Here is a 26175-nt window from a genome sequence, read left to right on the forward strand (position 1 = left end):
GGCCATCACGCCGCTATTTGCGTCAAATGTTCCGAAAGCGGCGCTCGCCGCTCTATGCTGTTGATTTCACTCATGCTATTAGCCGGATGTTTCGGCAAAGCCGAAATCGATTTGGGGGAAATACATGTATAGGATTATCAAACTTTCCATGGCGGCATGGGTCGCTTTGGCGTGCCTTTTGACCGCCTCGGCTGCCTCGGCTGCCGACGTCACATTCCAGATGAAGAACAGCCATCCGAATGCTGTCGAAGTCGAGCTCTACAGCCAGGATCGGGCAAACTATGTCTGGCCGGGCAACGACGAGGTCTACCTCCTCGATGACGGCGAGACCAAGACGATGGCGCTTTCATGCAACGAAGGCGAAAAGATCTGCTACGGCGCCTGGATCAAGGGCGACCGCGAGACCTATTGGGGCGTCGGCCCGGGCAACACCCAGACCTGCGAGGACTGCTGCTACACCTGCACCGGCGGCAACACCGAAGTCATCGAACTCTCCGAGTAATCAGCTTGCATTCTTGACCTCTCCCCATTCGATCTCCTTGTAGTCGAACCCGTATTCCAAGGTGGGTTTGACGATATGGAAGAACGGGGAGAGATCGAAATCTCTCGGCGCATAAAGCGAGTGATGGCGGATATGCAGGATCTCGCGGCGTGAAAAGGCCGATTGGGCATGTGCCTGCCCGGCCTTGGGCTCCGTTTCCGGCAGGATGGGGTAGCGCACCAGCCCGAAGGCCTCGGCGATCAGCGTCGAGCAGATTGCCCGTGTCGGATCGCCCGAACCGAAGGCGATCAACTTGCGCCGCCATTTCACCGGCACCGGCGGATTGGGCAGGAAATAACGCAACAGATCGACGATGTTCCTGAGGTCGTATTTGCGGCCGATGCTCGCCACCATGAAGGATACGATCGTGTCGAGATCCTCCGGCGTCAGCCCCGACGGCCGGCAGATGCGCGTGTTGTAGGTCTCGTATTTGCGGAGGTGCGAGGCGACGCAGCCGTCGGCCAGCGTTACCTCGATGAGCTCCGGCCGGTCAGCCTCGGCGCCGTCCCATGGAATAGCCTTGCCTGCATAGAAGGCCGAATGCGACCATGTGGATTGGGTGAGGTATTTCACCGCCGCTGAAAGACGGTCATTGCCTTCGATGAGAATGATATCGCCCGGTCGCAGCGTCCGACGCAGCACATCGGGATCGGATGGGGTGAACGGCTCGTAGCCGGATGTTTCCTCACGCAGCCGTTTGGCGAGAAATTTTCCGATCCTGTCCAGAAACAGCACTTCTCCGGCGGCTTCCATGCATGGCTCCGATTCGAGTTCTCCAGGCCGAGATTAGCGAGCCTTCCCTTACACGTCGACTGGCGATCACAGCTGGTTTACCCGCTTGACAGTTCAAAACGGCGGATATCCTATATTGCGATGCGAAAAGAGGACAAGCCATGAGCGACGACGACACTTCCCTCGATAGCAAACTCACCACTTCAAAGCGCCGTTGGGCGGCCGAGGGCAAGTTCCTGACCGGCAAGATCAGCCGGCCGGAGACCGATCGCCTGCCACCCGGCCAGCACCTCGTCAAGAACTGGCCGGTGCTGGATCTAGGCCAGCAGCCCAATATTTCAACCAGCACATGGAAGCTGGATGTCCGTGGTCTAGTCGAACACCCGGTAACGCTGAGCTGGAGTGATTTCCAGGCGCTGGAGCAAAGCACCAAGGTCACCGATATCCATTGCGTGACGACATGGTCGCGCTACGACAACCAGTGGAAGGGTGTGTCGACGCGTGACCTGCTCGACTTCGTCATGCCGCAACCCGAAGCGCATTACGTCATGCTGACGAGCTATGACGGCTACACGACCAACCTGCCGCTGGTGGATTTCGCTGCCGAGGATGCCATCCTTGCCACGTCCTGGGAGGGTGCGCCGCTGAGCCGCGATCACGGCGGACCGATGCGGCTGGTCGTGCCGCATCTGTATTTCTGGAAAAGCGCCAAGTGGCTGAGCCGCATCGAGTTGATCGCTGAAGACGCCGCCGGCTTCTGGGAGCGCAATGGCTACCATATGTTCGGCGACCCGTGGCGTGAGCAGCGATATTCCGACGATTAGCGGCATAAAAGCTCTCGATGCCTTGACCATGACATTCGATCCGCTTATTTAGAATCATTCTAAAAATAGGCGTGTCATGCTCAGCTCTTTCTTTCCGTCGTCCAAACGTCCGCTGGCCTCGCTCTCCGAACAGGAAGTGCTGGCGCTCGCCATCTCAAACGAGGAGGATGATGGACGTATCTATCTCGCCTATGCGGATGCGCTGCGTGGAGACTATCCGCACTCTGCTCATATTTTCGAAGATATGGCGGAAGAGGAAAGTCACCATCGGCAAATCCTCATCGACCAGCATGCGGCGCGTTTCGGCAGTCGCATTCCGCTGGTCCGGCGCGAGCACATCAGGGAGTTTCCGGAGCGCAAGCCGGACTGGCTGATCCGCTCGCTGTCAGTGTCGGAGGCCCGCAAGCAGGCCGAGGCCATGGAGGAAGCGGCGCACCGCTTCTATCTGCAGGCCGCCAGCCGCTCGACGGATGCCGCAACCCGCAAACTGCTTGGCGATCTGGCGCTGGCCGAAAAGGCACATGAGGGTCTTGCCCACAGTCTCGAAGAGAAGCATCTGCCGGATAACGTGCGGGCCGAGGAAGACCAGACTGCGCGCCGACGCTTCGTGCTGACCTGGGTGCAGCCGGGGCTGGCTGGTCTGATGGATGGATCGGTGTCGACACTGGCGCCGATTTTCGCAGCCGCCTTTGCGACCGGCGATACGTTCCAGACATTCCTGGTCGGCCTGTCAGCATCGGTCGGTGCCGGCATTTCGATGGGGTTTACGGAAGCTGCCCATGACGACGGCGTCATTTCCGGCCGAGGCTCACCGATCAAGCGCGGCCTTGCTTCGGGCATCATGACGGCGATCGGGGGATTGGGGCATGCGCTGCCCTATCTCATCCCGGATTTTTACACCGCAACAGTGATTGCCATCTGCGTGGTGTTCGTGGAACTCTGGGCCATCGCCTTCATCCAGAACCGGTTCATGGAAACGCCGTTCTTCAAGGCGGCGCTTCAGGTGGTGCTGGGTGGGGCCTTGGTGCTCGCAGCCGGGATCCTGATCGGCAACGCCTGACACGGTGTCAGGCGCCAGCCGTTTCTCTCCTACTTCTCGACGGCGCCGACGACGACTTCGTCGGAGTTGTCGATCGTGACCCAGCGGCCGGTGTTGAAGCTCGCCTGACGCTTGAGGAAGCGATAAGGCGTTTGCGACCAGAGCTTCACATTGGCGTCGAGGTTGTCGAGAATGTAGTCGCCGTCGGATGTGCGCAGCGTCAACACGGCGTGGCCTTCGCCATCGGGCTTGCGAACGACGGTGATCAGCAGGTCAGCAGGCGAGAAGCCCTTGTCCAGCAGGATCTTGCGCTTCAGCAGTGCGAAGTCTTCGCAGTCGCCGACATCCTTCGGATAGGCCCAGACTTCGTCGCGGCCATAAATTTCCTGGTCGGTCATCGGCATGATGTCGTGGTTGACCTGGGCGTTGACTTCGCGGACGACGTCCCAACCGAATTCAGTGACGCGCGGCGCAATCGTGCTGGCTGATTTAATTGAGCATTCGGCTTCATGCGTCTGGCAGAAAACGTAGTGGCCGATCGGCTGGGATGTGACGGAGCCGGTCTGCATGTAGCGTGATGCCGCCTCCGCACTGGTTCCCGTCAATCCGCCCGCCAAGATGGCCAGAACCATCAACCCGGCCTTCGCACTCAATGCCATTGCCCACGCCCCTTCAATCCTTAATGAAGAGTTAAATTAATTTCGGGGCGCGGAGTCAATCGTTAAGGAACCGTTAACCATGTCGTTCGTTTAATATGGTTAAGATTCGCCAGGTATTTAAGCAGTTTGTGACATACCCGACACTGCCTCGCAGACGCGTTCCAGGTCTTCGGGCCGGGAAAGCCGGTGGTCGCCGTCGCGGATCAGCGTCAGGATCGCATCGTCATGGGCGATTTTCTCCATGATCTTCAGGGCATGGCGGTAGGGGACGTCGGGGTCCTGCATACCCTGCAGTACGTGTATCGGGCAGCCGGTCTCGATCAATTTGTCGAGCACGAGATTGTTGCGGCCGTCCTCTATCAGCTTGCGGGTGAAGCGGTTGGGCTCGGGCGAATAGTCGGACGGCTCCTCGAAGTAGCCTTTTTCGGCAAGCGAGGCGCGTTCGGCGTCGCTGAGATTCGGCTCAATGAGATCATGGGTGAAGTCGGGCGCGGGCGCGATCAGCACCAGGCCGACGGCCTTGGTCTTGCTCTTCTTGTCCTTGCGCAGTTCCTCGATCAGCCGCAATGCGATCCAGCCGCCCATCGAGGACCCCACGAGAATGAGCTTGCGGCCCTTGGCATGTTCGGCGAGCACTGCTTGGGTGTCCTCGAGCCAGATGGAGATCGTGCCGTCCTGATAATTGCCACTCGACTGGCCGTGGCCGGAATAATCGAAACGCAGGAAGGGAATGCCGAGGCTTGCCGCATGCGCTTCGAGTGCAATGGCCTTGGTGCCCGACATGTCGGATCGGTAGCCGCCGAGCCAGACGACGGTCGGGGCATCCTTCCTGCCCGGATTGCCCGAGGCGATGACGGCAATGCGGCGGCGGTCGCCTTCCGGTCCGGCCTCGACATAAGCGGCAGAAGTGTCGTTGTCGGCCATGGATTTTCCTTTCATGCAGGGCAATAGGCGTGCAACCGCTCGATTTCCGGTGGTGATTTTTCGAAAAAACCGTGCTAAGCACTTGCCCGCGGTCAATTCGGCGATTGCTTTCGAGAGTCGCTGATGGCAGAAAGGCCGCGCGTTGTAAACAATTAGGAGAATACGACCATTCGCAGACCTTTCAAGGCGGAGGGCCCCACCAAAGACGGCCCGCGTTCCAATAGGGAAATTCGCGTTCCGCGTATCCAGCTGATCGATGCCGATGGCAATAACCAGGGCATCGTGCCGACAGACCAGGCGCTCGCCATGGCAGAAGCCGCCGGTCTGGACCTCGTCGAGATTTCGCCGAACGTCGAACCGCCGGTGTGCAAGATCCTCGATCTGGGCAAGCTGAAATACGCGACCCAGAAAAAAGCAGCAGAAGCCCGCAAGAAGCAGAAGGTCATCGAGATCAAGGAGATCAAGATGCGCCCGAACATCGACACCCATGATTATCAGGTGAAGATGAAGGCTATGCAACGCTTCTTTGACGAAGGCGACAAGGTCAAGGTGACCCTGAAGTTCCGTGGCCGCGAAATGGCCCATATGGAACTCGGCATGAAGCTTCTGCTTCAGGTCAAGGACGACACCCAGGTCATCGCCAAGGTGGAAGCCGAGCCGAAGCTCGAAGGCCGCCAGATGATGATGGTGCTCGCACCAAAGTAAGCCTCATCCGAGGTTCTGAATGTTTGAAACGTCCGGATGCCGCATCCGGACGTTTTGCTTTTATGGCTGATTTGCGCAGCCACTATCGCCGTTGACGCCGTTTTCGGTTGGAACGCTCGTATCTGCGTGCACCCGCTTCAATGCAGCCCAAACATGTGTTTGGGCCACCGTTGAAATCAAGCGTCAGACCTTCACCAGCGCCGCCGTTGCATACATGAAGAGGACGCCCGCGGCGAGGCCACCCATCACTGAAGGTGTAAGGAAGGCCTCCATGCCTTTTTTGTTGGTGCGCATCAGATAAGCGCCGACTTCGATGACGACCTGAAGGATCGCGCCGGCGCCGATGGCAAGTGCGAGTGCCGCCCATTGTGGCGAATAGGCGAGGCTGCCGAGCCACATGCCGAACACCGCTGGCACGCCGGCCAGCAGGGTAAGACCGACAAAGACCCACAGCGGCGGCCTGTTCTTGAGGATGGGTGCCGCGATGCCGATGCCCTCGGTGATGTTGTGCAGCGTGAAGCCAAGAATAAGGAAGGTGCCGAGGCTGGCCGAACCCGCGGCAAAGGCAGCACCGATCGCAAGACCTTCGCCGAGATTGTGCAGGCCGATACCGAGCGCGATGTACGTCGCCAGCGCCAGCCCTGTCGGGACGCCCTTGCGCCGTCCGACCGCCATCAGGATCAGGAAGCTCGCAAGCCCTGCCAGCACCACCATGACTGGTCCCTGGAAGATGGCAGCGGTCGCGTCGGCCAGTTCAAACGATTCGCCGCCCATGTCGACCAGCAGAAAGACCAGCAGCCCGATGGTCAGCGCCAGCAGGAAGTTCATGCCGTTTTGTCCGACGCCACGCAATGCCGGATAGAACATCAGGCCTATGGCGATGGGAACGACGCCGACGATGATGCCGACCAGTGCCTGCGACCAGAGTTGGCCAGCCGTGGCGCGGGGCGTCGGCACCGCAACGGCGATTTCGTGATCGAACGTCGTGCCGGAACTGGTCACGGCGGTGACGGCATGGGTGTCGCCCAGCCCCCAGGGGAACGGCACGTTCAGCCAGGCAGTCGAGCCTCGGGCGATTTCGCCGGGCGGGTCCTGTGTGAACTGCCAGTAGGCGGCATCGATCTGGATCTGGGCGATCTTCATGGGCTCTGCGCCGCCCGCCCTAACAAGCAGATGCACCCCCTTGTCATCGAGGATGGTGCGCTCGAAGGTCAGGTTCTCGACGGGTGGTGCGCCGTTCCTGAACCCTTGCAGTGGATCCGTGGCAACGACCCAGGCGATCGCCAGCAGCAGTGCCACGAAGGGCAGAATAAGCCAGGCGAGCCTGAGAGGAGAACGCGCAGGCGTTTTCGTTCCGACGATATTGCTCACGACAGCGTCTCCACGACATCGAACATGCCCATCCAGCCGAGTTCCGTGAACTCCGTCTGGTGTGCGTGGAACATGTAGAGACCAGGCTCGTGCTCAGCGAAGGTGAACTCCAGGATACCGCGCTCTGCCTGGCATTGCGTGATCAGGTCCACCGTCTTGAGCGTCGGTGTCAGCGTCGTGCCCTGATTATAATAATCGAAGAAGTTTGCATGCAGATGGAACGAGTTGATCGGGTCGAACTCGATCACGTTGACGAGATAGATGCGCACGGGTTTGCCGCGCTCGATCCTGATCGGGGTTTTCGCATAGGCGTGCGCAATGGTGTTGGCCGCGTAGAACTCGTTCTCCTCGTCAAAATTGGTGTCGAAGGCGTTCATGACCATCACCATTTCCTGCCAGCCGGCATTCTCCGGTGTGCCGAGGAGGCGCGAGCGTGCGACATCGGCGTGTTCGGGGTGCCTGGCGGGATCGGGATCGATGATGAAGGCGCCGTACATGCCCTTGACCATGTGCCGGCGCAGCGGCAGGGCATGGCAATGGTAGAGATGGCAGCCGAAGGGTTTTGCATCGAATTCATACGTGAATTCGCCGCCGGGATCGATCATGCCGGCTGTGCCCGGAACACCGTCCATGCGCGCCGAATGAATGCCGTGGAAATGCATCGAGTGGGGATGTGAGCCGTAGTTCTTGAAATTGACGCGGATGCGGTCCCCTTCTTTGGCGCGGAGGGCCGGGCCTGGCACGCGGCCGTTGAAGGTCCATGCCGGATAGGTCACGCCCGGAGCGATCTCGATCTCCTTGTCCTCGGCGACCACCTCGAACGTTCTCAACGTGCGGCCGTCCGGCAGCGTCTCGACCGTTCCTGTCTCCCAATCTGTCAGCATCGCGATCGGATCGAAACCGTTTGCCGCATTGTCTACGTCGCCGACGGTGATCATCGCGCCATGCGCATTCATATGCGCCGGGACTGCCGCCTTCGCGACGCCGGCGGCCGGCTTCATTTCGTGTCCTGCATGGGATGTCTGGCCGAGTGCACCGCTTGCGCAGATCGCCGTTCCACCGGCTGCTGCAAGCCCTCCGGCGAGCAGACCTCTGCGGCTCAGCAGTTCGCGTCGTTTGTCGTTGATTTCCACTATTGCCTCTTTCACGAACCGGGGCGCGTCATTGTCGTGGAGCGCATTTCGCCGAATTGCTGTCGGTTCACTGCGTCACATGGTGCGAGCGCCCGACAATAATGCGCATATCCTTAATGCAATTGCAAATCATTCTCATTTAAATGCAGGAAGGTTCGAAAAAAGAAAATTCCCTGGCCCGTTGCGCTTTTTGATCCCTGCGGTTATATGGGCGCGTTCCGAACGGTCCGGCAGGGCATGCCGTGGCCGTTCTTCATGCTTGAAATGGACCTCATCAGTTCGTTTCTCAAAAACCGAAAACAATGGAGTAGCAAAATGCCCAAGATGAAGACGAAGTCGTCTGCCAAGAAGCGGTTCAAGATCACCGCAACCGGCAAGGTTCTGTCGGCAGCTGCCGGCAAGCGCCACGGCATGATCAAGCGTAGCAACAAGTTCATTCGCGACGCCCGCGGCACCATGGTGCTCTCTGAGCCCGATGGCCGCAAGGTGATCAAGAACTACCTCCCGAACGGTCTCTAAGACTACCGGTTTTTTGTTGTTATAAGGAGATCATGAAATGGCACGTGTAAAAAGAGGCGTAACGTCTCACGCTAAGCACAAGAAGGTTTTGAAGGCAGCCAAGGGTTTCTACGGCCGCCGCAAGAATACGATCCGCACCGCGAAGGCTGCCGTCGATCGCTCGATGCAGTACGCAACGCGTGACCGCAAGGTCAAGAAGCGGAATTTCCGCGCTCTGTGGATCCAGCGTATCAATGCTGCTGTCCGCGAACATGGCCTGACCTATGGCCGCTTCATCGACGGCCTCTCGAAGGCTGGCATCGAAGTCGACCGCAAGGTGATGTCGGAAATGGCAATCAGCCAGCCGGAAGCATTCGGCGTGCTCGTCGCAGCCGCCAAGAAGAACCTTTCCTACCTCAAGGAAAAGGGCACCACCAACGAGTTTGAACGCGCAGTCGGTTAAGACCAGCGCTTCCCACTCTATGTTCTTATTGGGAAACCCGCGCTGGCAGGCTAGCGCGGGTTTTTTCTGTTTATTCCATTGAAACGTCACGAGCGATCCATGTCCGATCTCGACCAGTTGAAACAATCCATTCTCGCTGATGTCGCGGCTTCCGCCGACGAAGCGGCGATCGAAAACGTCCGCGTCAATGCGCTCGGCAAGAAGGGTTCGATTTCTGAGCTCCTCAAGACGCTCGGCACCATGAGCCCGGAAGAGCGGCAGACACGTGGCGCCGCCATCAACCTCCTGAAATCAGAGGTGACGGAGCAGATCACCACCCGCAAGGCGGATCTCAAGGATCAGGCGATCAACGAGCGGCTGGCGCGCGAGACTGTCGACGTGACGCTGCCGGTGCGCTCCTCGCCCGCAGAGCGCGGCCGTATCCACCCGATCACCCAGATCATCGACGAGATCACCGCGATCTTCGGCGATATGGGTTTTTCGATTGCGGAAGGTCCGGATATCGAGACAGACTATTACAATTTCACCGCGCTGAATTTCCCCGAAGGACATCCGGCCCGCGAGATGCACGATACCTTCTTCCTGCCGCCGAATGAAAAGGGCGAGCGCAAGGTGCTGCGCACGCATACCTCGCCGGTTCAGGTGCGCACGATGGAGAGCCAGCAGCCGCCTATCCGCATCGTCATTCCCGGCAAGACCTACCGTCAGGATTCCGACGCCACCCACTCGCCGATGTTCCATCAGGTCGAAGGCCTGGTGATCGACAAATCAGCCAATGTCGCCAACATGCGCTGGGTGCTGGAAGAGTTCTGCAAGGCCTTCTTCGAGGTGCCTTCGGTCAACATGCGCTTCCGCCCGTCGTTCTTCCCGTTCACCGAGCCCTCGGTTGAAGTCGATATCCAGTGTGATCGCTCCGGCGACGTGGTGAAGTTCGGCGAGGGCAACGACTGGATGGAAATCCTCGGTTGCGGCATGGTGCATCCCAATGTGCTGCGTGCCGGCGGGCTCGACCCCGATGTCTATCAGGGTTTTGCATGGGGCATGGGCCTCGATCGCATCGCCATGCTGAAATACGGCATGCCCGACCTTCGCGATTTCTTCAATGCCGATATCAGATGGATGAACCACTACGGCTTCCGCCCGCTTGATTTGCCGACGCTGTTCGGCGGTTTGAGCGCGTAAGGGAGGGGATAATACAATGAAATTCACGCTGTCCTGGCTGAAGAGCCACCTCGATACGGACGCCACGCTCGAGCAAATCTGCGAACGGCTGACATTGATCGGTCTCGAAGTCGAGGATGTCGACGACAAGGCGAGCTTCAAGCCCTTTGTCATCGCCAAGGTCCTGACTGCCGAAAAGCATCCGCAGGCCGACAAGCTTAAGGTGCTGTCGGTCGATACCGGCAACGGCAAGGCCGTGCAGGTGGTCTGCGGCGCGCCGAATGCGCGCGCCGGCCTGATCGGTGCGTTTGCGGCTCCGGGCGTCTATGTTCCCGGCATCGACGTGACGCTTGCGGTTGGCAACATTCGTGGCGTCGAAAGCCACGGCATGATGTGCTCGGAGAAGGAGCTGGAAATCTCCGACAGCCACGATGGGATCATCGATCTGCCGGAAGATGCGCCGGTCGGCACGTCTTTCGCGACCTATTATGGCATCGACGATCCGGTCATCGAGATCAACCTGACGCCGAACCGGCCGGATTGCACCTCTGTCTACGGTATCGCGCGGGATCTGGCGGCCTCCGGCATGGGCACGCTGAAGACGCGCCCGGCGCCATCGTTTGAGGTGTCCGGCGAGACGCCCATCAAGGTGGTTCTCGACTTCTCCGAAGAGGACAAGCACCTTTGCCCCGGCTTTGCGCTGCGTCTCGTGCGCGGTGTCAAGAATGGGCCGAGCCCGGCCTGGATGCAGAGGCAGCTGCGCGCCATCGGTCAGCGGCCGATCAATGCGCTGGTCGATATCACCAATTTCATGACCTTCGACCAGGGCCGGCCGCTGCATGTCTTCGACGCCGCCAAGGTCAAGGGTAATCTTGTGGTTCGCCGAGCCAGGGACGGCGAAACCGTGCTGGCGCTGGACACCAAGGAATACAAGCTCAACCCGTCCAACGTGGTGATCTCCGACGACAATGGTGTCGAGTCGATCGGCGGCATCATGGGCGGCGAGCATTCCGGCTGCGATGAAAACACCGTTGATGTGCTGATCGAATCCGCACTCTGGGATCCGCTCAACATCGCCCGCAGCGGCCGCAGCCATGGCATCATCACCGATGCACGCTATCGTTTCGAGCGCGGCGTCGATCCGGAATATATGGTGCCGGGCCTCGAACGCGCCACAGAACTGGTGCTGGAATTGTGCGGCGGTACGCCGGCCAAGACCGATGTCGTCGGCTATGCCGGCTATACCCCGAAGGCAGTGGGCTTCCCGCTCGCCGAGGTCAAGCGGCTGACGGGCCTTGATGTGGCGCGCGATGAAAGCCTTGCGATCCTCAATCGTCTGGGTTTTGCCACTGAAGGCACCGGCGACACGGTCACGGCCCATGTGCCGTCGTGGCGCCCGGATGTCGATGGCAAGGCCGATCTGGTCGAGGAAGTCATGCGCATCCATGGCATCAACGAGATCAAGCCGCAGGCCATGCCGCGGCTCGGCGATGTCAACACCAAGATCCTGACCACGCTGCAGATCCGCTCGCGGCTGGCCAAGCGGGCGCTGGCCTCGCGCGGCATGCTGGAAGCCGTCACCTGGTCGTTCATCCCGGCTGAACATGCCACGCTGTTCGGCGGCGGCAGCCCGGCGCTGAAGCTTGAAAACCCGATCGCGGCTGATATGTCCGACATGCGGCCATCGCTGCTGCCGGGCCTGCTGACGGCTGCGCAGCGCAATGCCGACAAGGGCTATGGCGACGTGGCTCTGTTCGAAGTCTCGGGCATTTACGAAGACGACACGGCCGAAGGCCAGCGCCGCATCGCCGGCGGCATTCGTCGCGGCACCGCGACGCTGAATGGCGCCGGCCGCTTGTGGTCGAATGCCGCCAAGGGCGGCGGCAAGCCGGTCGATGTCTACGAGGCCAAGGCCGATGCGCTCGCCGTTCTCGAAGCCTGCGGCTTTCCTTCTGCCAACCTGCAGATCGAACAGGGCGGTCCCGCCTGGTATCATCCCGGCCGCTCCGGCACGATCAAGATGGGCCCGAAACTGGTGATCGGCCACTTCGGTGAGTTCCATCCGAAGGTGCTGGAAGCGCTCGATGTCTCAGGCGCACTCTGCGGCTTCGAGATCGTCATCGACAAGCTGCCTGAGCCGAAGAAGAAGGCCACCCGCACCAAGCCGGTGCTGGAGCTCTCGCCCTTCCAGGCGGTCAAGCGCGATTTCGCCTTCATCGTCGACCGCAAGGTCGAGGCGGGTGCGCTCGTGCGTGCAGCGGGCAGTGCCGACCGCAAGCTGATCGCTGGCGTCACCGTGTTCGACGTGTTCGAGGGTGCATCGCTGGGCGAAGACAAGAAGTCGATCGCCATCGAAGTGTCGATCCAGCCGTCCGACCGGACATTGACCGACGAGGATTTCGAGGCTTTGACCGGCCGGATTATCGCAAACGTGGAGAAGTCTACGGGCGGGGTGTTGCGGAGCTGATTGAAGTCGGCCGCGCAAGGCGGCCGGCCTTCTTCGAACGCAAAGAGTCTCGCACGCCGCCGACGCGGCGTGACTGGATTCCTGTGACGAGCACAGGAATGAGGGAGTTTGTTTGGGTTTGTGCATAGCAACCATATCCTGAGCGACCGCGCCTTAAGCCTCCTCCAAGCTCCTTTATCCGCGAGCATCAAATTTTCCGTCATTCCTGTGCTCGTCACAGGAATCCAGTCGGCTCGCGTCTGCGAGCCGGAAAGACTTCTTAGAGGAAATTGCGAATTGCACTAATTTCTGACAGACTTCGCGCATGAAGGGATACGTCTATATTCTCGCCTCAAAGCGGAACGGCACGCTGTACATTGGTGTGACCAGCGATCTTCCCACTCGTCTTTACGAGCATCAGAACAATTTGAAACCAGGTTTCACAACAAAATATGATGTGAAAATGCTTGTGTGGTTCGAAGAGCATGTTCTCGTAACCGCCGCAATAACACGCGAAAAAACAATGAAGAAATGGCCGCGGCAGTGGAAGCTAAATCTCATTGAGCAGATGAATCCCGATTGGCAGGATATTTCCCACTATCTGCACGGCCTCTGAAGAGGCATCTTCTGCGCCGCCGACGCGGCGCGCTGGATTCCTGTGACAAGCACAGGAATGACGGAGTTGGTATAGGCCGTCTGCGCGAGATAACCAAATCCTGAGGGACAACGCCTGCGCTAACCCTGACTTCCCCCATTCGAGAGCATCAAAGTTTTCCGTCATTCCTGTGCTTGTCACAGGAATCCAGTCGGCTCGCGTCTGCGAGCCGCAGAGACTACAGCAACCTTAAAAACTATACGCCTTCCGCGCGCCCCTGACCGGCTTCATCTCCGGTTCCACCCAGTTGCTCGGCGGCGCCAGCAGGTCGTGCGGCGTCTCCGGCATCGGCAGGTCGTTCATCCACAACCAGACGCGCATACACAGCCAGGCATCCTCAAGCGCGCCGTGCTGTTTGCCGCGAGCCTTGTGGCCCATATGGTCGAGCACCTTGTCGAGCCCGCCGGGACGGGCGTGTTTCTTCTTGTAGGCGCGCATCGTGCAGTCGAAGCGGGCAGGCGACAGGGTGTGGCCGCACAGCGAAAATTCGGTGCGCATAAAGCGTTCGTCGAAGGCGGCGTTATGGGCGATGACCATTTGCGAGCGCTCGAAGGGCTGCAGCACCTCTTCGGCGTGGGTGGAGAAATCCGGCTGGTATCGCAGCGTCCAGTCGTCGTAGCCGTGTACGGCGGCGGCGAACGGATTGCTCGGTCGGCCGGGATTGAAGATCATGTGGCCGGTGCTCGCCGCTTCAGCGCCATCCCTTAGCGCTTCGAGATCGAGTTCGACATAGCCGAGTGTGATCACACGGTCGTCATAGGTCAGGCCGGTGGTTTCGACATCGACGAAGAGCAGTCTGTTAGGTTTTGTCACGCGTGATTCCGCAAGCGAGGTGGGTTGTTCTGGCAATAGTTGCGCCGGGCGGCGATGGCAAGACGAGCCGCGCATTAACCACTTGCAAGAGTCAGGCTATCCGCTATTTCCTCGTGATCCAGCCGAAAACGGAGACATTCATGCCCTGCGGAAAATCGATCGCCCAGCTTTCCACCCTCATCCAGTCCGGCGCGCTCGATCCGGTTGATCTGGCCGAAGAGACGCTGGGCGTGATCGGCGACTATGCGGACAAGGCAGTGTTCATCGACATCTCGCCGGATCGGGCGATGGCTGAGGCACAGGCGTCGTCGGCCCGGATCAAGTCCGGCCGGTCCCTCGGGCTTCTCGATGGTATTCCGATCGCCTGGAAGGACCTGTTCGACATGCGCGGTCATGTGACCAAAGCCGGCTCGGTCGTGCTTGCCGAGGTGCCCGCGCAGGAGGACGCCGCAGTCGTTGCCGCGCTGGCTGGCGCTGGCATGGTGAGTGTCGGCCGCACCAATCTCAGCGAATTTGCGTTTTCCGGCCTCGGCATTAATCCACACTACGGCACGCCAGCCAATCCCAACTCCATTGACGGCCATCGACTACCAGGCGGGTCGTCGGCGGGTTCAGCCGTGGCGGTTGCGGCCGGGCTGGTGCCGGTGGCGATGGGCACGGATACCGGTGGTTCGGTGCGCATCCCAGCGGCGTTCAACGGCATTGTCGGCTACAAGGCAACGCGCGGGCGATATTCGATGGCGGGTGTCTACCCGCTTGCCAGGAGCCTGGATTCGCTCGGTCCTCTTTGCCGCACGGTGCAGGATGCCGTCTGGATCGATGCCGCGATGCGAGGGCTGGCGGCGCCGTCTGTTGGCCGAGGCACGGTTGCCGGCCTCAAACTGCTGGTGCCGCAGACGGTGGTCTTCGACGGCGCCGAATCCGGGGTGATTGCCGCTTTCGAGGCGGCAGTCGAACGGCTGATCATGGCGGGCGCCGTGGTGCGGCGCTTGGAAGTTCCGATCTTCTCGGAGATTTTCGAGATGATGGCCCAGCGCGGCCCGCTGATTGCCGCGGAAGCCTATGTGCTGCACAACAAAAGACTGCATGGGCCGGAAGCCGCCGACATGGATAGGCGTGTCGTCGCGCGAACCATGCTCGGGGCAAAGATTTCGCTGATCGATTATGTCGAGACGCTCAACACGCGCGAGTGCATGATCGCCGAGATGGCGGATCTTCTTCTGCCGGGTGAGATCATCGCCTTTCCCACCGTGGCGCACGTGGCTCCAAAAGTCGCACCGCTTCTGGAAAGCGACGACGCCTTCTTCGCCATGAATGGCAAGACGCTGCGCAACACCACCATCGGCAATTTCCTGGACTGGTGTGGGGTGTCGATACCCTGCGGCACGGGCGATGCGGGCATGCCGGTCGGGTTGCTCCTGTCGGGGTTGCCGGGCACGGATGAGCATCTGCTTGAGGTGGCGCTGGCGGCTGAGGACGTGGTGAGAGGGTAGGACGGCGCGTCCTATCGAAAGACCCCCTCATCCGGCGCTGCGCGCCACCTTCTCCCCGCTGGGGAGAAGAGGTAAACCGCTGAACCGGCCTGCGCAAATTGCCCCCGTGTCCTAGGCGAGCAATTCAATGCGCAGAGAGTGCGGCGGGTTCCGTCTTCTCCCCAGCGGGGAGAAGGTGGCGCTCAGCGCCGGATGAGGGGGAAGCCACCCTCCAAGCAATCATTTTGCCCGCGACAGCACGAAATCGTGCTCGACATCGTAGTAATGATCGCCCTCGAATTCGTATTCCCGCATCCTTTCAGTGTCGGTCCGCTTTTTAAACTCGGCCAGTAGGCTTTCCTTCACCCCGAACACGGCATCGGAATGGATGTAGGGGTCGTCGGGATCGAAGATATGGGTGACCAATGTCTCGAAGCCTTCTGACGAGATCATGTAGTGCAGGTGCGCCGGCCGATAGGGGTGACGGCCGAGTGCGCCGAGCATCTTGCCGACCGGTCCATCGTCCGGGATCGGATAGTATTTCGGCTTCACCCCGCGAAACCAGTAGCGACCGTCGGCGTCGGTCTTGAAGACGCCGCGCAGGTTGAAATCCGGCTGGATGCCTTTCTGCTGCACGTCATAAAAGCCTTCGTCGTTGGCCTGCCAGACATCGATCACCGCACCCTCGACCGGCTTGCCTGTCGTATCGAGAATCCGGCCGTGCACGAACATCGGTTCGCCCTTGCCATCCCTGCAGATATTGGCGCCCATCTGCATATGCGGGGCATTGTCGATGTGGAAGGGGCCGAGCACGGTGGATTCCGAGGCGCCCGAGGGCTTGCGGTGATTGATCGCATCGACCAGCATCGAGACGCCGAGCGTATCCGACAGCAGGATGAATTCCTGCCGCCACTCCGTGCACATATGGCCGGTCCGGGTGAGGAACTGCAGCGCGGCCATCCATTCGTCCTGGGTCGGCTCGATTTCCTTGACCGCCTCATGCAGTTTGCGGACCACCACCTCCATGATCTCCTTCAGCCGGGGATCCTGGGTGTTCCTGTTGCGGTCGACGACAACAGCGACGGAGTTCTCCTCGGTGAAATAGCCCTTGTCTTCAGCGCTCATGGTCGTGCCTCATTTCGATAGAACTTGCTTCAATACGCGATCGAGCTCCGCCGCGGGATCGTCTGCCATCGCCTGCGCGCGCCATGCAACGTGATGATCAGGGCGGACGAGCACTGCGCCGGAATCGCCGATCTCACTTGCGCGTGCCCAATCGCCATAGTGGTCCTGCCACTCCTGGCGCGGGCCGATGACGTGGCAATCGAGCGCGATGCCGAACTTTTCCGCTGCGGATTTGGCAGCGCCAACCCATGCGCTGCCCGATATGCCGGTCAGCAGCGTGAACCTGCCATGGCCGCAGAGATCGAGCGTCGAGGCCTTGCCCTTCTTGTCGCTGAAAATCCACGCATGCGGCATGCGGGCGCCGGCCCAGGTGGTTTGCTGGAAATACAGCTCCTTGTCCCGCTCGAACGTCGGCTCGGCCTCGCCATCGGTAACGGCGGCGGTCGAGACGTAGCGATGGTTCATCTCGACGCCATGGGCGTCGAATTCGTAGACCTTGAAGGCGATCGCCTCGCGCAATTTCTGGCGCTGCTGCTCGGCGCCCGGCGAATCCTCACAGCGGCGGTCCATGTTTTCTTGCATCTTCACCGGGTCGATGGATTCGAGCAGGCCGAGTGCGCCGAAGATCGGGCCGAATTCCTCGATCGACTGGTTGGCGCGGGTGACGATCTGCCTGGCGATCGGTGCGCGCTCGGTGTCATAAGTGTCGAGCAGGCCAGGGCCTGCCTTGCCCTTGAGCACCAGTGAAAGCTTCCAGGCGAGATTGAACGCATCCTGGATCGAAGTGTTGGAGCCCAGGCCGTTGGAGGGCGGGTGGCGGTGGATTGCATCGCCCATGCAGAAGACACGGCCGTTCTGGATACGGGTGGCATAGCGGTTGTTGACGGTCCAGGTCGAGACGCTGGTCAGTTCGATCTCGAGCTTGGGATCGCCGATCAGGTCGCGGGCAACCTTGGTGGCCAACGCCGCATCGACTTCGGGGGTGGGTTCGTTGATGTCATAGCCCCAGACGATCAACCATTCGTTCCAGGGCCTGACCATGCGCACCAGCCCCATGCCGATACCGCCGACATTCGAGCCGGGCTGCAGCACCCAGTAGAGCACCGACGGGCGATGGGCGACATACTTGGACAGGTCGGCCTTGAACAGGATGTTCATCGAGCCGCCGACGCCCATCTTGCCCTCGAAGGGCAGGCCGGCATGTTCGGCGACCTTCGAGTTGCCGCCGTCTGCACCGATCAGGTATTTGGAGCGAACTGTGAGCTGCTTGCCGGTCAGGCGGTCGAGGCAGGTGGTGGTGACACCCTCGCCATCCTGCTCGTGGCTGACATATTCCGTCGACATGCGCGCCTGGCTGCCGCGCGAACAGGCTGTCTTGAACAGCAGCGGCTCCATGAAGGTCTGCGGCAGGTCGTTCATCAGCGAGGGGGATGACAGCAGATGCTCGGCCTTGGAATTGGGATGCGTGCCCCAGGTCTTCAGCCGCCCGAGTTCTTCGCCGGCCAGCGACGTGCAGAAGATGTTTTCGCCCATGATCTCCTGTTCGCTGGCATGCATATAGGCTTCGGCTTCAACATCCCGGCCGAGGTCGCGCAGCACCTCCATGGTGCGCTGGTTGGTGATGTGGGCGCGCGGGGTGTTCGACAGCCAGCGATAGCGGTTGATCACCATATTGTTGACGCCGTAGGTAGACAGCAGCGCCGCCGCCGCCGAGCCTGCGGGTCCCGTGCCGATCACCAGCACATCGGTTTCGATATCAGCCATTAGGCATCCTCCCAGTTCATTCAATGTCTCGATCCGCCGTATCGATGGCGGCGGACCGGTAATTCTCGACGTGCCTCAGGTCAGGCGATCGGCTCCATCTTGCCGCCGAGCGGGATCGACGGCGTCGTCGAATTGTCGACGATCACCAGATCATAGCCGCCATCCTTTTTGCGCCACTGGCCGCCGACCAGAGGCGTCTTGGTGACATTCTTCTGGGCGAAAGGCGGCAGCTTGTCATTGTTCCAGGCGATCGGACCAACCACCGTATCGAGCTTGGTGGCGGCAATGGCCTCGACGATCGAAGCGCCGTCGGTGGCGTCCTTGGCGCGGGTCAGCACGTCGGTGGCAACTTCGAACAGCGCATGCACGAAGCCGATCGGCTGCGTCCAGGGCTTGCCCGTCGCCTTGGTGTAATCGTCGGCCAGTGCCTTGGCGGTCTGGCCTGTCAGCGACGACGTGAACGGATGGCTGGGCGTCCACCAGACCTCGGTCGACAGATTGTGGCCGTGATCACCGAGTGCCGCGACCGCCTGCGGAAACAGCAGTGCCTTGCCGATCGAGGCGATCTTGGGATTGAAGCCCTGCTGCTTGGCCTGGGTCAGGAAGGTGGTGCAATCGGGCGGTATCATCACGCCGGTGACGATCTCGCATTGCGCCGCCTTGAAGGCGCCGATCTGGGCGGAGAAGTCATCGGTCATGTTCTGGTAGCGGCCCGGATCGGTCAGGCCGTAGCCGAGCTTGTCGAGCACCGGCGGGAAGCCGACAACCTTGTCGCCCCAGGCATTGCCGTCGCCATCGTTGGGAAACAGGCCGGCGACCTTCTTGTTGGTATCGATCTGGCCCCACATCGAGGTGAAGACCGCGATCACATCCTCGAGGCCCCAGAAGAAATGGTAGGAATGGTTGAACTGCTTCCAGCTGGCGGGGTCACCCGGATTGCCCTGCTGGCCGATGAACCAAGGTTGCCAGGGCGCCATGGTGGAAATGCAGGGCACTTCCTCGGATTCGCAGGTGGTCGAAACCGGATTGGTGGTCTCAGGCGTCGAGGCCACCAGCATAAGATTGATTTCGTCGTTGACGATCAGTTCCTTGGCCACCTCGGCGGCGCGGTTGGGATTGGACTGGCTGTCCTTGACGATGACCTCGACAGTCAGCCCCTTGGCCTTGGCGGCGGCGAGAAAGCCGTCGATGATGAACTTGTCGGCTTCGGCAAACGCGGCGAGTGGCCCGGTCTGCGGGCTGACATAGCCAATCTTCAGCGCCGCACCTTGCGCAAGCGCTGGCATTGACAGGCCCGACGTGCTGGCGAGCACCCCGGTGGCGGCGGCATTCCTGAGCAGTCTGCGTCTTGTGATCATCATCTCTCCTCCCAAGAGTATGGTGCGAATTCTCCAATGCTGCGGCAGTCTGGGCATCAGTAGTCTGGTCGATCTCCGTTCCAGGCCTGCCGGAGCAGGGCGGCGATGCTGGCGCGGTCGAATGGCCGCGGATTGGGATAGGGGCTGCCGGCGGCAATCTCGGTGGCGCGGTCGAGATCCGTCTCGGCAAAACCGAGCTCTTTCAGCGACATCGGCGCGCCGATCGATTGGGCGAAATCATAGAGCGCCCGGCCGGGTGAATCGTCGAAGATCCGGGCAATCGGATGGGTCAGATCCGGCACCGCTTGGGCGTTGAAACCGATCGTGTGCGGCAGCATTACCGCATGCGTTTCGGCATGCGGCATGTTGAAACTGCCGCCCAGCGTGTGACAGATCTTGTGGTGCAGCGCCATGCCGACGGTGCCGAGCACTGTGCCGCAGAGCCAGGCGCCATAGAGTGCATCCGAACGCGCATCGGCGTCGCGCGGATCGCGCACGATGACCGGCAGGGCCTTGGCCAGTGCCCGCATACCTTCGGCGGCCATCAGCGAAGAGACCGGATTGCGGTCGGCTGCATAGAACGCCTCTGCCGCATGCGCGATGGCGTTCAGCCCGGATGTTACGCTCATGGCCACGGGCAGGCCCAGCGTCAGGTCGGGGTCGTAGATCACCACGCCGGGCAGGATCTTCCTGTCCTTGAAGGTGGTCTTCAGCCCATCCTTGGTCTCGCCGAGAATGGGCGTGACCTCGGAGCCGGCATAGGTGGTGGGAATGACGATCTGCGTCAGGCCGGTGCGCCAGGAAATCGCCTTGCCGAGCCCGGTCGTCGAGCCGCCGCCGAGGGCAATGACGCAATCGGCACCGACGCTTTTGACATAGTCTATCGCCTTGTCGGTCGCATCGGTCGGGGTATGCATCACAGCGCCAGGATAAACGCCGACGGCCAGTGTGCCCAGCTTGCCGGCCAGCGTCCTGGCGTCACTCTCCTGGTGTGGAGTCGACAAGACGACGGCGCGCGAATGGCCGAGTTTTTCCACCCATTCTCCGACCTTGCGGCTCGCGCCGCTGCCGAAAATGATCGTTGCCGGGCTGCCCTGATAGACAAAGTTCTCGCTCATCCCGCCTGCCTTCCATTCTTGCGCGCCCGTGCCATGACGAATTCGACCTCAAGGCGCCATGCCGGCATCTTGCCCTTCACCGGCTGGAATGTCCGCACCAGTTCGGGCTTGACGCCGAAGATCGCATCTTCGCCGAGATGTGGGTCGTCGGCATCGAAAATATGTGTTGTCAGCGTCTCGAAACCCGGCGCTGAAATCTGGAAATGCAGGTGTGCGGGCCGCCGCAGGGGATAGCCGATGCCACCAAGCAATTCGCCGGCCGGACCATCGGAGGGAACCTCGTAGCCCGCCGGGCGGATGGTCTTGTAGTTGAAGCGGCCGTCCGTGCCGGTTGCGAAAATACCGCGCAGATTGAACTCCGGCTGCAGGTCCGGCTGCTGATTTTCATAGAGGCCGTCGGAATTGGCCTGCCACGTCTCGACCTGCGCGTTCGCTACCGGCAATCCGTCGAGGTCGATCACCTTGCCATGCACCTCGACGGGAGCGCCCTTGCCATCAAGGCTGATATTGACGCCGTTGGCCTTGCGCGGCGCATCCGGCCGATAGAAGGGGCCGCGAATAGTGTTCTGCGTTGCGCCCTTCGGGCGCTGCGAGTTGATTTCCTCCACCAGTGCCGAGGCACCCAGCATGTCGAACAGCAGCACCCACTCCTGGCGCTTCTCGTCGCAGGCATGGCCCATGTCGGTGAGGAAGCCAATCGCCGCACGCAGCTCGACCTGGCTCGGGCGGACCTCGCGGATCACCTGATGCAGATGATCGACCACTGACATCAACGCACGGACGAGAGGCTGCTCGGCACCATTCTTCAGCCGCCCGACAACGACGTCAGTCGAATTGCGCTCGGTCAGGAATGACTGCGATGTCATCTTCACGTGTTTCTCCCCACGGCTTTCGCCATCTTGAGGATCATAACGCCGGAGAATGTGCCGGTTGATGATTTCTTTCGGATTTAGTATAGCATTTTGTTATGAAGATCGATGAAAGCCATCTCGTCCAGCTCGCTGCCGTGGTGCAATGCGGTGGTGTCACCGAGGGTGCGAGTTTTCTCAACATGTCGCAGCCCGCCGTATCGCGAACGCTGGCCCTGCTCGAAAAGCGGCTGGGTCAGTCGCTGTTCGTCAAGGGAAGGCGGCCGTTGCAGCCCACCACGCTTGGGCAGGCGCTGGCAGATCATGGCCAGGTCATTCTGGCTGCGTCCCGTCGTGCCTCGCAAACCGTCGACAGTTTTCGCCTCGGCAAATCGGGCACGGTGCGGGTGGCCGGTACCCAGTTCTTCATGGATGCGCTGATTTCCGGCATGATCGCCACGTTTCAGGACAGCTACCCGGATGTGCGGGTCGAGCAATCCTACGGCTATCTCCCCGATTTGCGCGCGGCGCTCGAGGCCGACAGGATCGACCTAGCGATCTGCCCGGTCGATATCCTCGACGAGGGTTCGGGCATCCAGTTCCAGGAAATCCTGCCGGGTCGCAACGTCGTCGCCTGCCGCACCACGCATCCACTGTTGATGAAACGCAAGCTCAGGACGACGGAACTCTTGGACTATCCGTGGATCGCGCCGCCGCCGGGCAGTCCGCTTTATGATGATCTGCGCTCGATCCTGCTGTCGCTCGGCGCCACCGAAATCAAGATCCGCTATTCTGGCGGCTCGCTCGCCAGCGTGCTCAATTACATGGTGGCGACCGATGCGCTGGCGGTGCTGCCACACAGCGTCGTTTTTGCCTTCCGCAAGCAGCGGGCGGTCACAGCCCTGCCGGTGAAGATCCCGCATCCAGACCGGGCTCTGTCGATTCTCAGGTCGGCGGCGGCGCCCAAAGTGCCGGCGGTGGAGAATTTCGCCGCCCACATATCGGAGAGTTTTGGACATCTGCGCCACCTGATCAAGCGCCACGAGGAGGCCATCGTCTGGGGGGCGTGAGACGCGGTCAGTAAGTGATCCGCATGCGGTAGCGGACGTGGCCGTCGGTCTTCACATAGGTGTCGTAAAGCTTGCGAGCCGTCGCATTGCCCTCGTCGGTATGCCAGTAAAGCCGCGCCCAGCCATTTTTCCGGGAGAGCTCGACCAAGTCGTCCAGCAGTGCCCGGCCGATGCCCTGGCCGCGGAACTTGGCGTCGAGATAGAGGTCTTCGAGATAGCAGTCATTGCCGATCACCCAGGTCGATGGATGGATGAGATGGATGGCAAAACCCGCAAGCGCGCCATCCTTCTCCGCCACCCGCATGGCGACCGGCGATGCAGGATCGAGTATCCGCTTCCATGTGGCGTCGGTGACGGCAGGGTCGAGATTGACCTTGTAGAACGACAGATAGCCCGCCCACAGTTTCCGCCAGGCTTTTTCGTCGGTGGGTAGGGCGTCGCGGATATCGGTGGTCATGGGGGGTGGTCCTCGGATTTGCGGTTTGAGGAATGTCTTAATAGATGGCTCAGGCTGTTGCAATTTCTGGCACTTGGCTTTCGCATGGTAGTCGACGAAACATTACCCCTCACCAAGCGCGCCCAAGCGATCGGCTGTGCCTCTCGCGGGCTTGCTATCCTCTCCCACAAGGGGAGAGGCAAATCGAGGCTGCGCCGCACCTCTACTTCTCCCCTTGTGGGAGAAGAAGCAATTTCATCGGCTTAGCGATTGCGCCCGAAAAGGGTGCCTACAAATGGGACGGTGCGCGCAATCGCTAAACGATAGAAATTGCAGATGAGGGGCTCATGAGGCGGAGACAAACCAAGCCAGCAACCGTGTGAATCAAGATACACCAACATACTCAATGGCTTATCCGCCAATATCCCCGCCTTCTCAATCTCGCTTATACTGATTCCCGTCCCATCACGGATACACCATGAGGCGTCATGGCGAGGTGGGGCCGGTGCCTGGTTGGAGAGGACGACGTAAATTCTCTTATCGGGGGCCTGTGAGAAACGGAGACCTCTTCGGCGGCGTTCGAAAGGACGCGACTGGCCGCGGACGTGCCTCAGAGGCACACATCTCCCCATCGGGCACACTGCCGCGATGGGGAAGCAGATCTCCAGGTTCGCAGGCAAAAACCACCGAAACGGGGCACGCTTCGTGTCACCTAAACTAATTACCCTGAGGCATGGAACGTGCCCCGGCCGACTCCGTTGGAGTCTATTATGGAAATGCAGTATCGCCCGGAGGCATGCGCGCCTGCCGGGTCCGGAATCATGAAAGTTCACGATATACGTCCATCATTTCGCCGATTGCCTATCGGGCGTGTTGCCAATAAGGTTCGGCCAAATCCAGAAATAGGGAGAGAAACATGTTGCGCTTCGGAATCATTTCGACTGCAAAAATCGGCCGCGACCTGGTGGTTCCGGCCATCCAGGATGCGGAAAACTGCGTGGTGACCGCCGTCGCCAGCCGCGATCTCACTAACGCCCGCGCCATGGCCGACCGGTTCTCGGTGCCGCATGCCTTCGGTTCCTATGACGAGATGCTGGCGTCCGACAAGATCGATGCGGTCTATATTCCGCTGCCGACCTCGCAGCATGTGGAGTGGTCGATCAAGGCGGCCGATGCGGGCAAGCATGTGCTCTGTGAAAAGCCGATCGCGTTGAATGCCGGCGAGATCGACCAACTCATCGCCGCCCGCGAACGCAACAAGGTTGTGATCACCGAGGCCTACATGGTCACCTATGCGCCCGTCTGGCGCAAAGTGCGTTCGCTACTTCAGGAAGGCGCGATCGGCACGCTTCGGCATGTGCAGGGTGCATTCACCTACTACAACAGAGATGCCGGCAACATGCGCAACATTCCGGCGCTCGGCGGTGGCGGCCTGCCGGATATCGGTGTCTATCCGACGATTTCCACACGTTTCGTCACCGGCAAGGAGCCGTTGCGCATCCAGGCGCGGACCGATCGCGATCCGGAATTCGGAACGGATATCTATTCGTCGGTGAAGGCGGATTTCGGCACTTTCGAGCAGACGTTCTACATCTCCACGCAGATGGCTGCGCGCCAGGTGATGGTGTTCCACGGCGACAAGGGCTTCATCGAGGTCAAGTCGCCCTTCAATGCCGATCGCTATGGTGCCGAAGAGGTTGAGTTGACCAACCAGAACCATTCGCAATCGCAGCTTTTCCGCTTTCCGGACAGCCGGCAGTACAAGCTCGAAGCCGAAGCCTTTGCGCGCGCCGCGGCCGGTGGCGACGAGGAGATCGTCACGCTCGAAAGCTCAAAGCTCAACCAGAAAGTCATCGACGCCATCTACAAGGCGTCTGAGAAGGATGGCTGGCAGACCGTCTGATTTGACAAATCAGACGGTCTGATCGCTGGACAATGAAATGATCCGGCGGTCTGATCAGCCATTAATGGCGATCAGGCCGCCGATGATCAGCACTGCGCCGAGCAGATATCTGAGCGTCAGCGTCTCGCCGAGAAAGGCGAGCGCCAGCAGCGGCACGAACAGGAATGTCAGGCCCATGAAAGAATAGGCGACCGTCAGCGGCACCTGCTTGAGGACGAAAATCCAGACCACGGTGCCGAAGCCATAAAGTGCGAGCGCCGCAAGGAAGATCGGGTTGAGGAACAGCCCGATCAGTCCCTTCGCATCCAGCCCGCCGGTGGTGGAACTGGTCAGCTTGAACAGCACCTGACCGGCGGCGATCAGCAAGGGTGTGCCGACCAGTCCGATCCAGGCGCCGGAGGTCAAAGACCCGAACATCAGCCGCGCTCTTCCGAATAGAAGATGTCGCGGCCGATATCGATGCAGATATATTTTGCCGGCACCGGATGGACGGCGCGCAGGAAGGAATGCGTGTAGGGGAAGAAGTTGAAATGCGGGTTGAACGTGTAACGGGATTCCCGCTCGCGGGGAACGACGATGATCAGCCGCTTTTTGGCGATGCGACGCAGCTCGGCAATCGCTTCGCGATATTCGAGCACATGCTCGATGACATGGGTGCAGATGACGGTGTCAAACTCGCCGTCCTCGAAGGGCAGCTTCTCGATCATCGCCGCGACATATTCGATGCCTTCCAGCTTCGATGCGTCGTCGATAACGAAGTCGACGCCTGTCAGGCGCTTCAGGCCGGGTACGCCGGTCTGGATGCGGCGAAGCAGGGCGCCGGTACCGCAGCCGACATCGCAGACGCTTTCGCCCTGCACCGAGCCGACGATCTTCTGGATGCAGGCCTCGGAATTGTCGGTGCCTTCGTGCACGCGTGGATGCTTGCGATAGAGATCGGCATATTCCTTGGCGGTGAGGAACGGTGCACGTTCACGGAAGCTCGCGAGGTGATCGATGTGGTCGCCCCACGCGAGCTTGGCGGCGCGGCGGAACAGTTGTGAATCCCGGACGACGGGCGGCAGGACGTCCTCGATCACGAAGCGGATGCGGTTGGTCATTTCCCTGTTCATGGCGG

Annotated in this window: 26 protein-coding genes; 12 read left to right on the top strand and 14 right to left on the bottom strand. The window is 60.5% G+C overall.

Going from position 1 to position 26175, the window contains the following annotated elements; all coding sequences use genetic code 11:
• Positions 1 to 124 precede the first annotated feature (124 nt).
• Positions 125 to 502, top strand: a complete 378-nt coding sequence (locus ACXHRN_RS01120; protein ID WP_488639523.1) for a hypothetical protein — start codon at positions 125 to 127, stop codon at positions 500 to 502.
• Here ACXHRN_RS01120 and ACXHRN_RS01125 read toward each other — a convergent pair whose 3' ends face one another.
• On the bottom strand, positions 503 to 1294 hold the full coding sequence (locus tag ACXHRN_RS01125) for a C40 family peptidase (RefSeq protein ID WP_488639524.1): 792 nt from the start codon (positions 1292 to 1294) through the stop codon (positions 503 to 505).
• Between the two features lie 140 nt (positions 1295 to 1434).
• On the opposite strand from ACXHRN_RS01125, the gene ACXHRN_RS01130 reads away from it, so the two are divergent.
• The gene (locus tag ACXHRN_RS01130) at positions 1435 to 2097 is read left to right on the top strand and encodes a sulfite oxidase-like oxidoreductase (RefSeq protein ID WP_488639525.1); all 663 of its coding nucleotides are present in this window, start codon (positions 1435 to 1437) and stop codon (positions 2095 to 2097) included.
• Between the two features lie 76 nt (positions 2098 to 2173).
• A complete protein-coding gene (mbfA, locus tag ACXHRN_RS01135; RefSeq protein ID WP_488639526.1) occupies positions 2174 to 3157 on the top strand; it encodes an iron exporter MbfA in 984 nt (327 codons plus the stop codon).
• Positions 3158 to 3186: 29 nt separating this feature from the next.
• On the opposite strand, the gene ACXHRN_RS01140 is transcribed toward mbfA, so the two are convergent.
• A complete protein-coding gene (locus tag ACXHRN_RS01140; RefSeq protein WP_488639527.1) occupies positions 3187 to 3795 on the bottom strand; it encodes a transglutaminase-like cysteine peptidase in 609 nt (202 codons plus the stop codon).
• 117 nt (positions 3796 to 3912) lie between these two features.
• Positions 3913 to 4719, bottom strand: a complete 807-nt coding sequence (locus ACXHRN_RS01145; RefSeq protein WP_488639528.1) for an alpha/beta hydrolase — start codon at positions 4717 to 4719, stop codon at positions 3913 to 3915.
• A 168-nt stretch (positions 4720 to 4887) separates the two neighbouring features.
• Here ACXHRN_RS01145 and infC point away from each other — a divergent pair, with 168 nt between their 5' ends.
• On the top strand, positions 4888 to 5424 hold the full coding sequence (gene infC, locus ACXHRN_RS01150) for a translation initiation factor IF-3 (protein WP_488641785.1): 537 nt from the start codon (positions 4888 to 4890) through the stop codon (positions 5422 to 5424).
• Positions 5425 to 5607: 183 nt separating this feature from the next.
• On the opposite strand, the gene ACXHRN_RS01155 is transcribed toward infC, so the two are convergent.
• Positions 5608 to 6795, bottom strand: coding sequence for a ZIP family metal transporter (locus ACXHRN_RS01155; RefSeq protein WP_488639529.1), 1188 nt, complete (start codon positions 6793 to 6795; stop codon positions 5608 to 5610).
• Positions 6792 to 7928: a multicopper oxidase domain-containing protein gene (locus ACXHRN_RS01160; RefSeq protein ID WP_488639530.1), complete on the bottom strand. Its 1137-nt coding sequence runs from the start codon at positions 7926 to 7928 to the stop codon at positions 6792 to 6794. Before ACXHRN_RS01160 ends, ACXHRN_RS01155 begins: the two co-directional genes overlap by 4 nt.
• A 315-nt stretch (positions 7929 to 8243) precedes the next feature.
• On the opposite strand from ACXHRN_RS01160, the gene rpmI reads away from it, so the two are divergent.
• The 5 genes from rpmI (at position 8244) to ACXHRN_RS01185 (ending at position 13112) form a co-directional block, all read left to right on the top strand.
• Positions 8244 to 8447, top strand: a complete 204-nt coding sequence (gene rpmI, locus ACXHRN_RS01165; RefSeq protein WP_488639531.1) for a 50S ribosomal protein L35 — start codon at positions 8244 to 8246, stop codon at positions 8445 to 8447.
• Positions 8448 to 8484: 37 nt separating this feature from the next.
• Positions 8485 to 8889 carry a 50S ribosomal protein L20 gene (rplT, locus tag ACXHRN_RS01170; RefSeq protein WP_488639532.1) on the top strand — a complete coding sequence of 135 codons (405 nt, stop codon included), beginning with the start codon at positions 8485 to 8487 and terminating at the stop codon, positions 8887 to 8889.
• A gap of 99 nt (positions 8890 to 8988) precedes the next feature.
• Positions 8989 to 10071 carry a phenylalanine--tRNA ligase subunit alpha gene (gene pheS / locus ACXHRN_RS01175; protein ID WP_488639533.1) on the top strand — a complete coding sequence of 361 codons (1083 nt, stop codon included), beginning with the start codon at positions 8989 to 8991 and terminating at the stop codon, positions 10069 to 10071.
• Positions 10072 to 10087: 16 nt separating this feature from the next.
• Positions 10088 to 12517, top strand: coding sequence for a phenylalanine--tRNA ligase subunit beta (gene pheT, locus ACXHRN_RS01180; protein WP_488639534.1), 2430 nt, complete (start codon positions 10088 to 10090; stop codon positions 12515 to 12517).
• Positions 12518 to 12821: 304 nt separating this feature from the next.
• Positions 12822 to 13112: a GIY-YIG nuclease family protein gene (locus ACXHRN_RS01185; protein ID WP_488639535.1), complete on the top strand. Its 291-nt coding sequence runs from the start codon at positions 12822 to 12824 to the stop codon at positions 13110 to 13112.
• 228 nt (positions 13113 to 13340) lie between these two features.
• Here ACXHRN_RS01185 and ACXHRN_RS01190 read toward each other — a convergent pair whose 3' ends face one another.
• Positions 13341 to 13964: a 3'-5' exonuclease gene (locus ACXHRN_RS01190; RefSeq protein WP_488639536.1), complete on the bottom strand. Its 624-nt coding sequence runs from the start codon at positions 13962 to 13964 to the stop codon at positions 13341 to 13343.
• Between the two features lie 140 nt (positions 13965 to 14104).
• Between ACXHRN_RS01190 and ACXHRN_RS01195 the strand changes: the two genes are divergently transcribed.
• Positions 14105 to 15457, top strand: coding sequence for an amidase (locus ACXHRN_RS01195; protein WP_488639537.1), 1353 nt, complete (start codon positions 14105 to 14107; stop codon positions 15455 to 15457).
• 219 nt (positions 15458 to 15676) lie between these two features.
• Here ACXHRN_RS01195 and ACXHRN_RS01200 read toward each other — a convergent pair whose 3' ends face one another.
• The 5 genes from ACXHRN_RS01200 to ACXHRN_RS01220 all read right to left on the bottom strand — a co-directional run bounded on the left by ACXHRN_RS01200 (position 15677) and on the right by ACXHRN_RS01220 (position 21667).
• Positions 15677 to 16561 (bottom strand): intradiol ring-cleavage dioxygenase, encoded by an 885-nt coding sequence (locus tag ACXHRN_RS01200; protein ID WP_488639538.1) that lies wholly within the window; start codon positions 16559 to 16561, stop codon positions 15677 to 15679.
• 9 nt (positions 16562 to 16570) lie between these two features.
• Complete coding sequence (locus ACXHRN_RS01205) at positions 16571 to 18325, bottom strand: FAD-dependent oxidoreductase (RefSeq protein ID WP_488639539.1); 1755 nt, start codon at positions 18323 to 18325, stop codon at positions 16571 to 16573.
• An 80-nt stretch (positions 18326 to 18405) separates the two neighbouring features.
• Positions 18406 to 19683 carry an ABC transporter substrate-binding protein gene (locus tag ACXHRN_RS01210; protein WP_488641786.1) on the bottom strand — a complete coding sequence of 426 codons (1278 nt, stop codon included), beginning with the start codon at positions 19681 to 19683 and terminating at the stop codon, positions 18406 to 18408.
• Between the two features lie 56 nt (positions 19684 to 19739).
• Positions 19740 to 20801: a maleylacetate reductase gene (locus ACXHRN_RS01215; protein ID WP_488639540.1), complete on the bottom strand. Its 1062-nt coding sequence runs from the start codon at positions 20799 to 20801 to the stop codon at positions 19740 to 19742.
• Positions 20798 to 21667 carry a dioxygenase family protein gene (locus tag ACXHRN_RS01220; RefSeq protein ID WP_488641787.1) on the bottom strand — a complete coding sequence of 290 codons (870 nt, stop codon included), beginning with the start codon at positions 21665 to 21667 and terminating at the stop codon, positions 20798 to 20800. Before ACXHRN_RS01220 ends, ACXHRN_RS01215 begins: the two co-directional genes overlap by 4 nt.
• A 101-nt stretch (positions 21668 to 21768) precedes the next feature.
• On the opposite strand from ACXHRN_RS01220, the gene ACXHRN_RS01225 reads away from it, so the two are divergent.
• Entirely contained in the window at positions 21769 to 22719 is a 951-nt protein-coding gene (locus tag ACXHRN_RS01225) for a LysR family transcriptional regulator (protein WP_488639541.1), read from the top strand.
• A 7-nt stretch (positions 22720 to 22726) separates the two neighbouring features.
• Here the strand turns inward: ACXHRN_RS01225 and ACXHRN_RS01230 are convergent, their stop codons facing one another.
• Positions 22727 to 23176, bottom strand: a complete 450-nt coding sequence (locus tag ACXHRN_RS01230) for a GNAT family N-acetyltransferase (protein WP_488639542.1) — start codon at positions 23174 to 23176, stop codon at positions 22727 to 22729.
• A gap of 895 nt (positions 23177 to 24071) precedes the next feature.
• On the opposite strand from ACXHRN_RS01230, the gene ACXHRN_RS01235 reads away from it, so the two are divergent.
• Entirely contained in the window at positions 24072 to 25058 is a 987-nt protein-coding gene (locus ACXHRN_RS01235) for a Gfo/Idh/MocA family protein (RefSeq protein ID WP_488639543.1), read from the top strand.
• A gap of 54 nt (positions 25059 to 25112) precedes the next feature.
• Here the strand turns inward: ACXHRN_RS01235 and ACXHRN_RS01240 are convergent, their stop codons facing one another.
• Both ACXHRN_RS01240 and ACXHRN_RS01245 read right to left on the bottom strand, forming a co-directional pair.
• Complete coding sequence (locus ACXHRN_RS01240; RefSeq protein ID WP_488639544.1) at positions 25113 to 25475, bottom strand: EamA family transporter; 363 nt, start codon at positions 25473 to 25475, stop codon at positions 25113 to 25115.
• Positions 25475 to 26170 (bottom strand): class I SAM-dependent methyltransferase, encoded by a 696-nt coding sequence (locus ACXHRN_RS01245; protein ID WP_488639545.1) that lies wholly within the window; start codon positions 26168 to 26170, stop codon positions 25475 to 25477. The genes ACXHRN_RS01240 and ACXHRN_RS01245 overlap by 1 nt, the downstream gene beginning before the upstream one ends.
• Between the last annotated feature and the right edge of the window lie 5 nt (positions 26171 to 26175).

The sequence above is a fragment of the Shinella sp. OV683 genome, assembly GCF_057787725.1.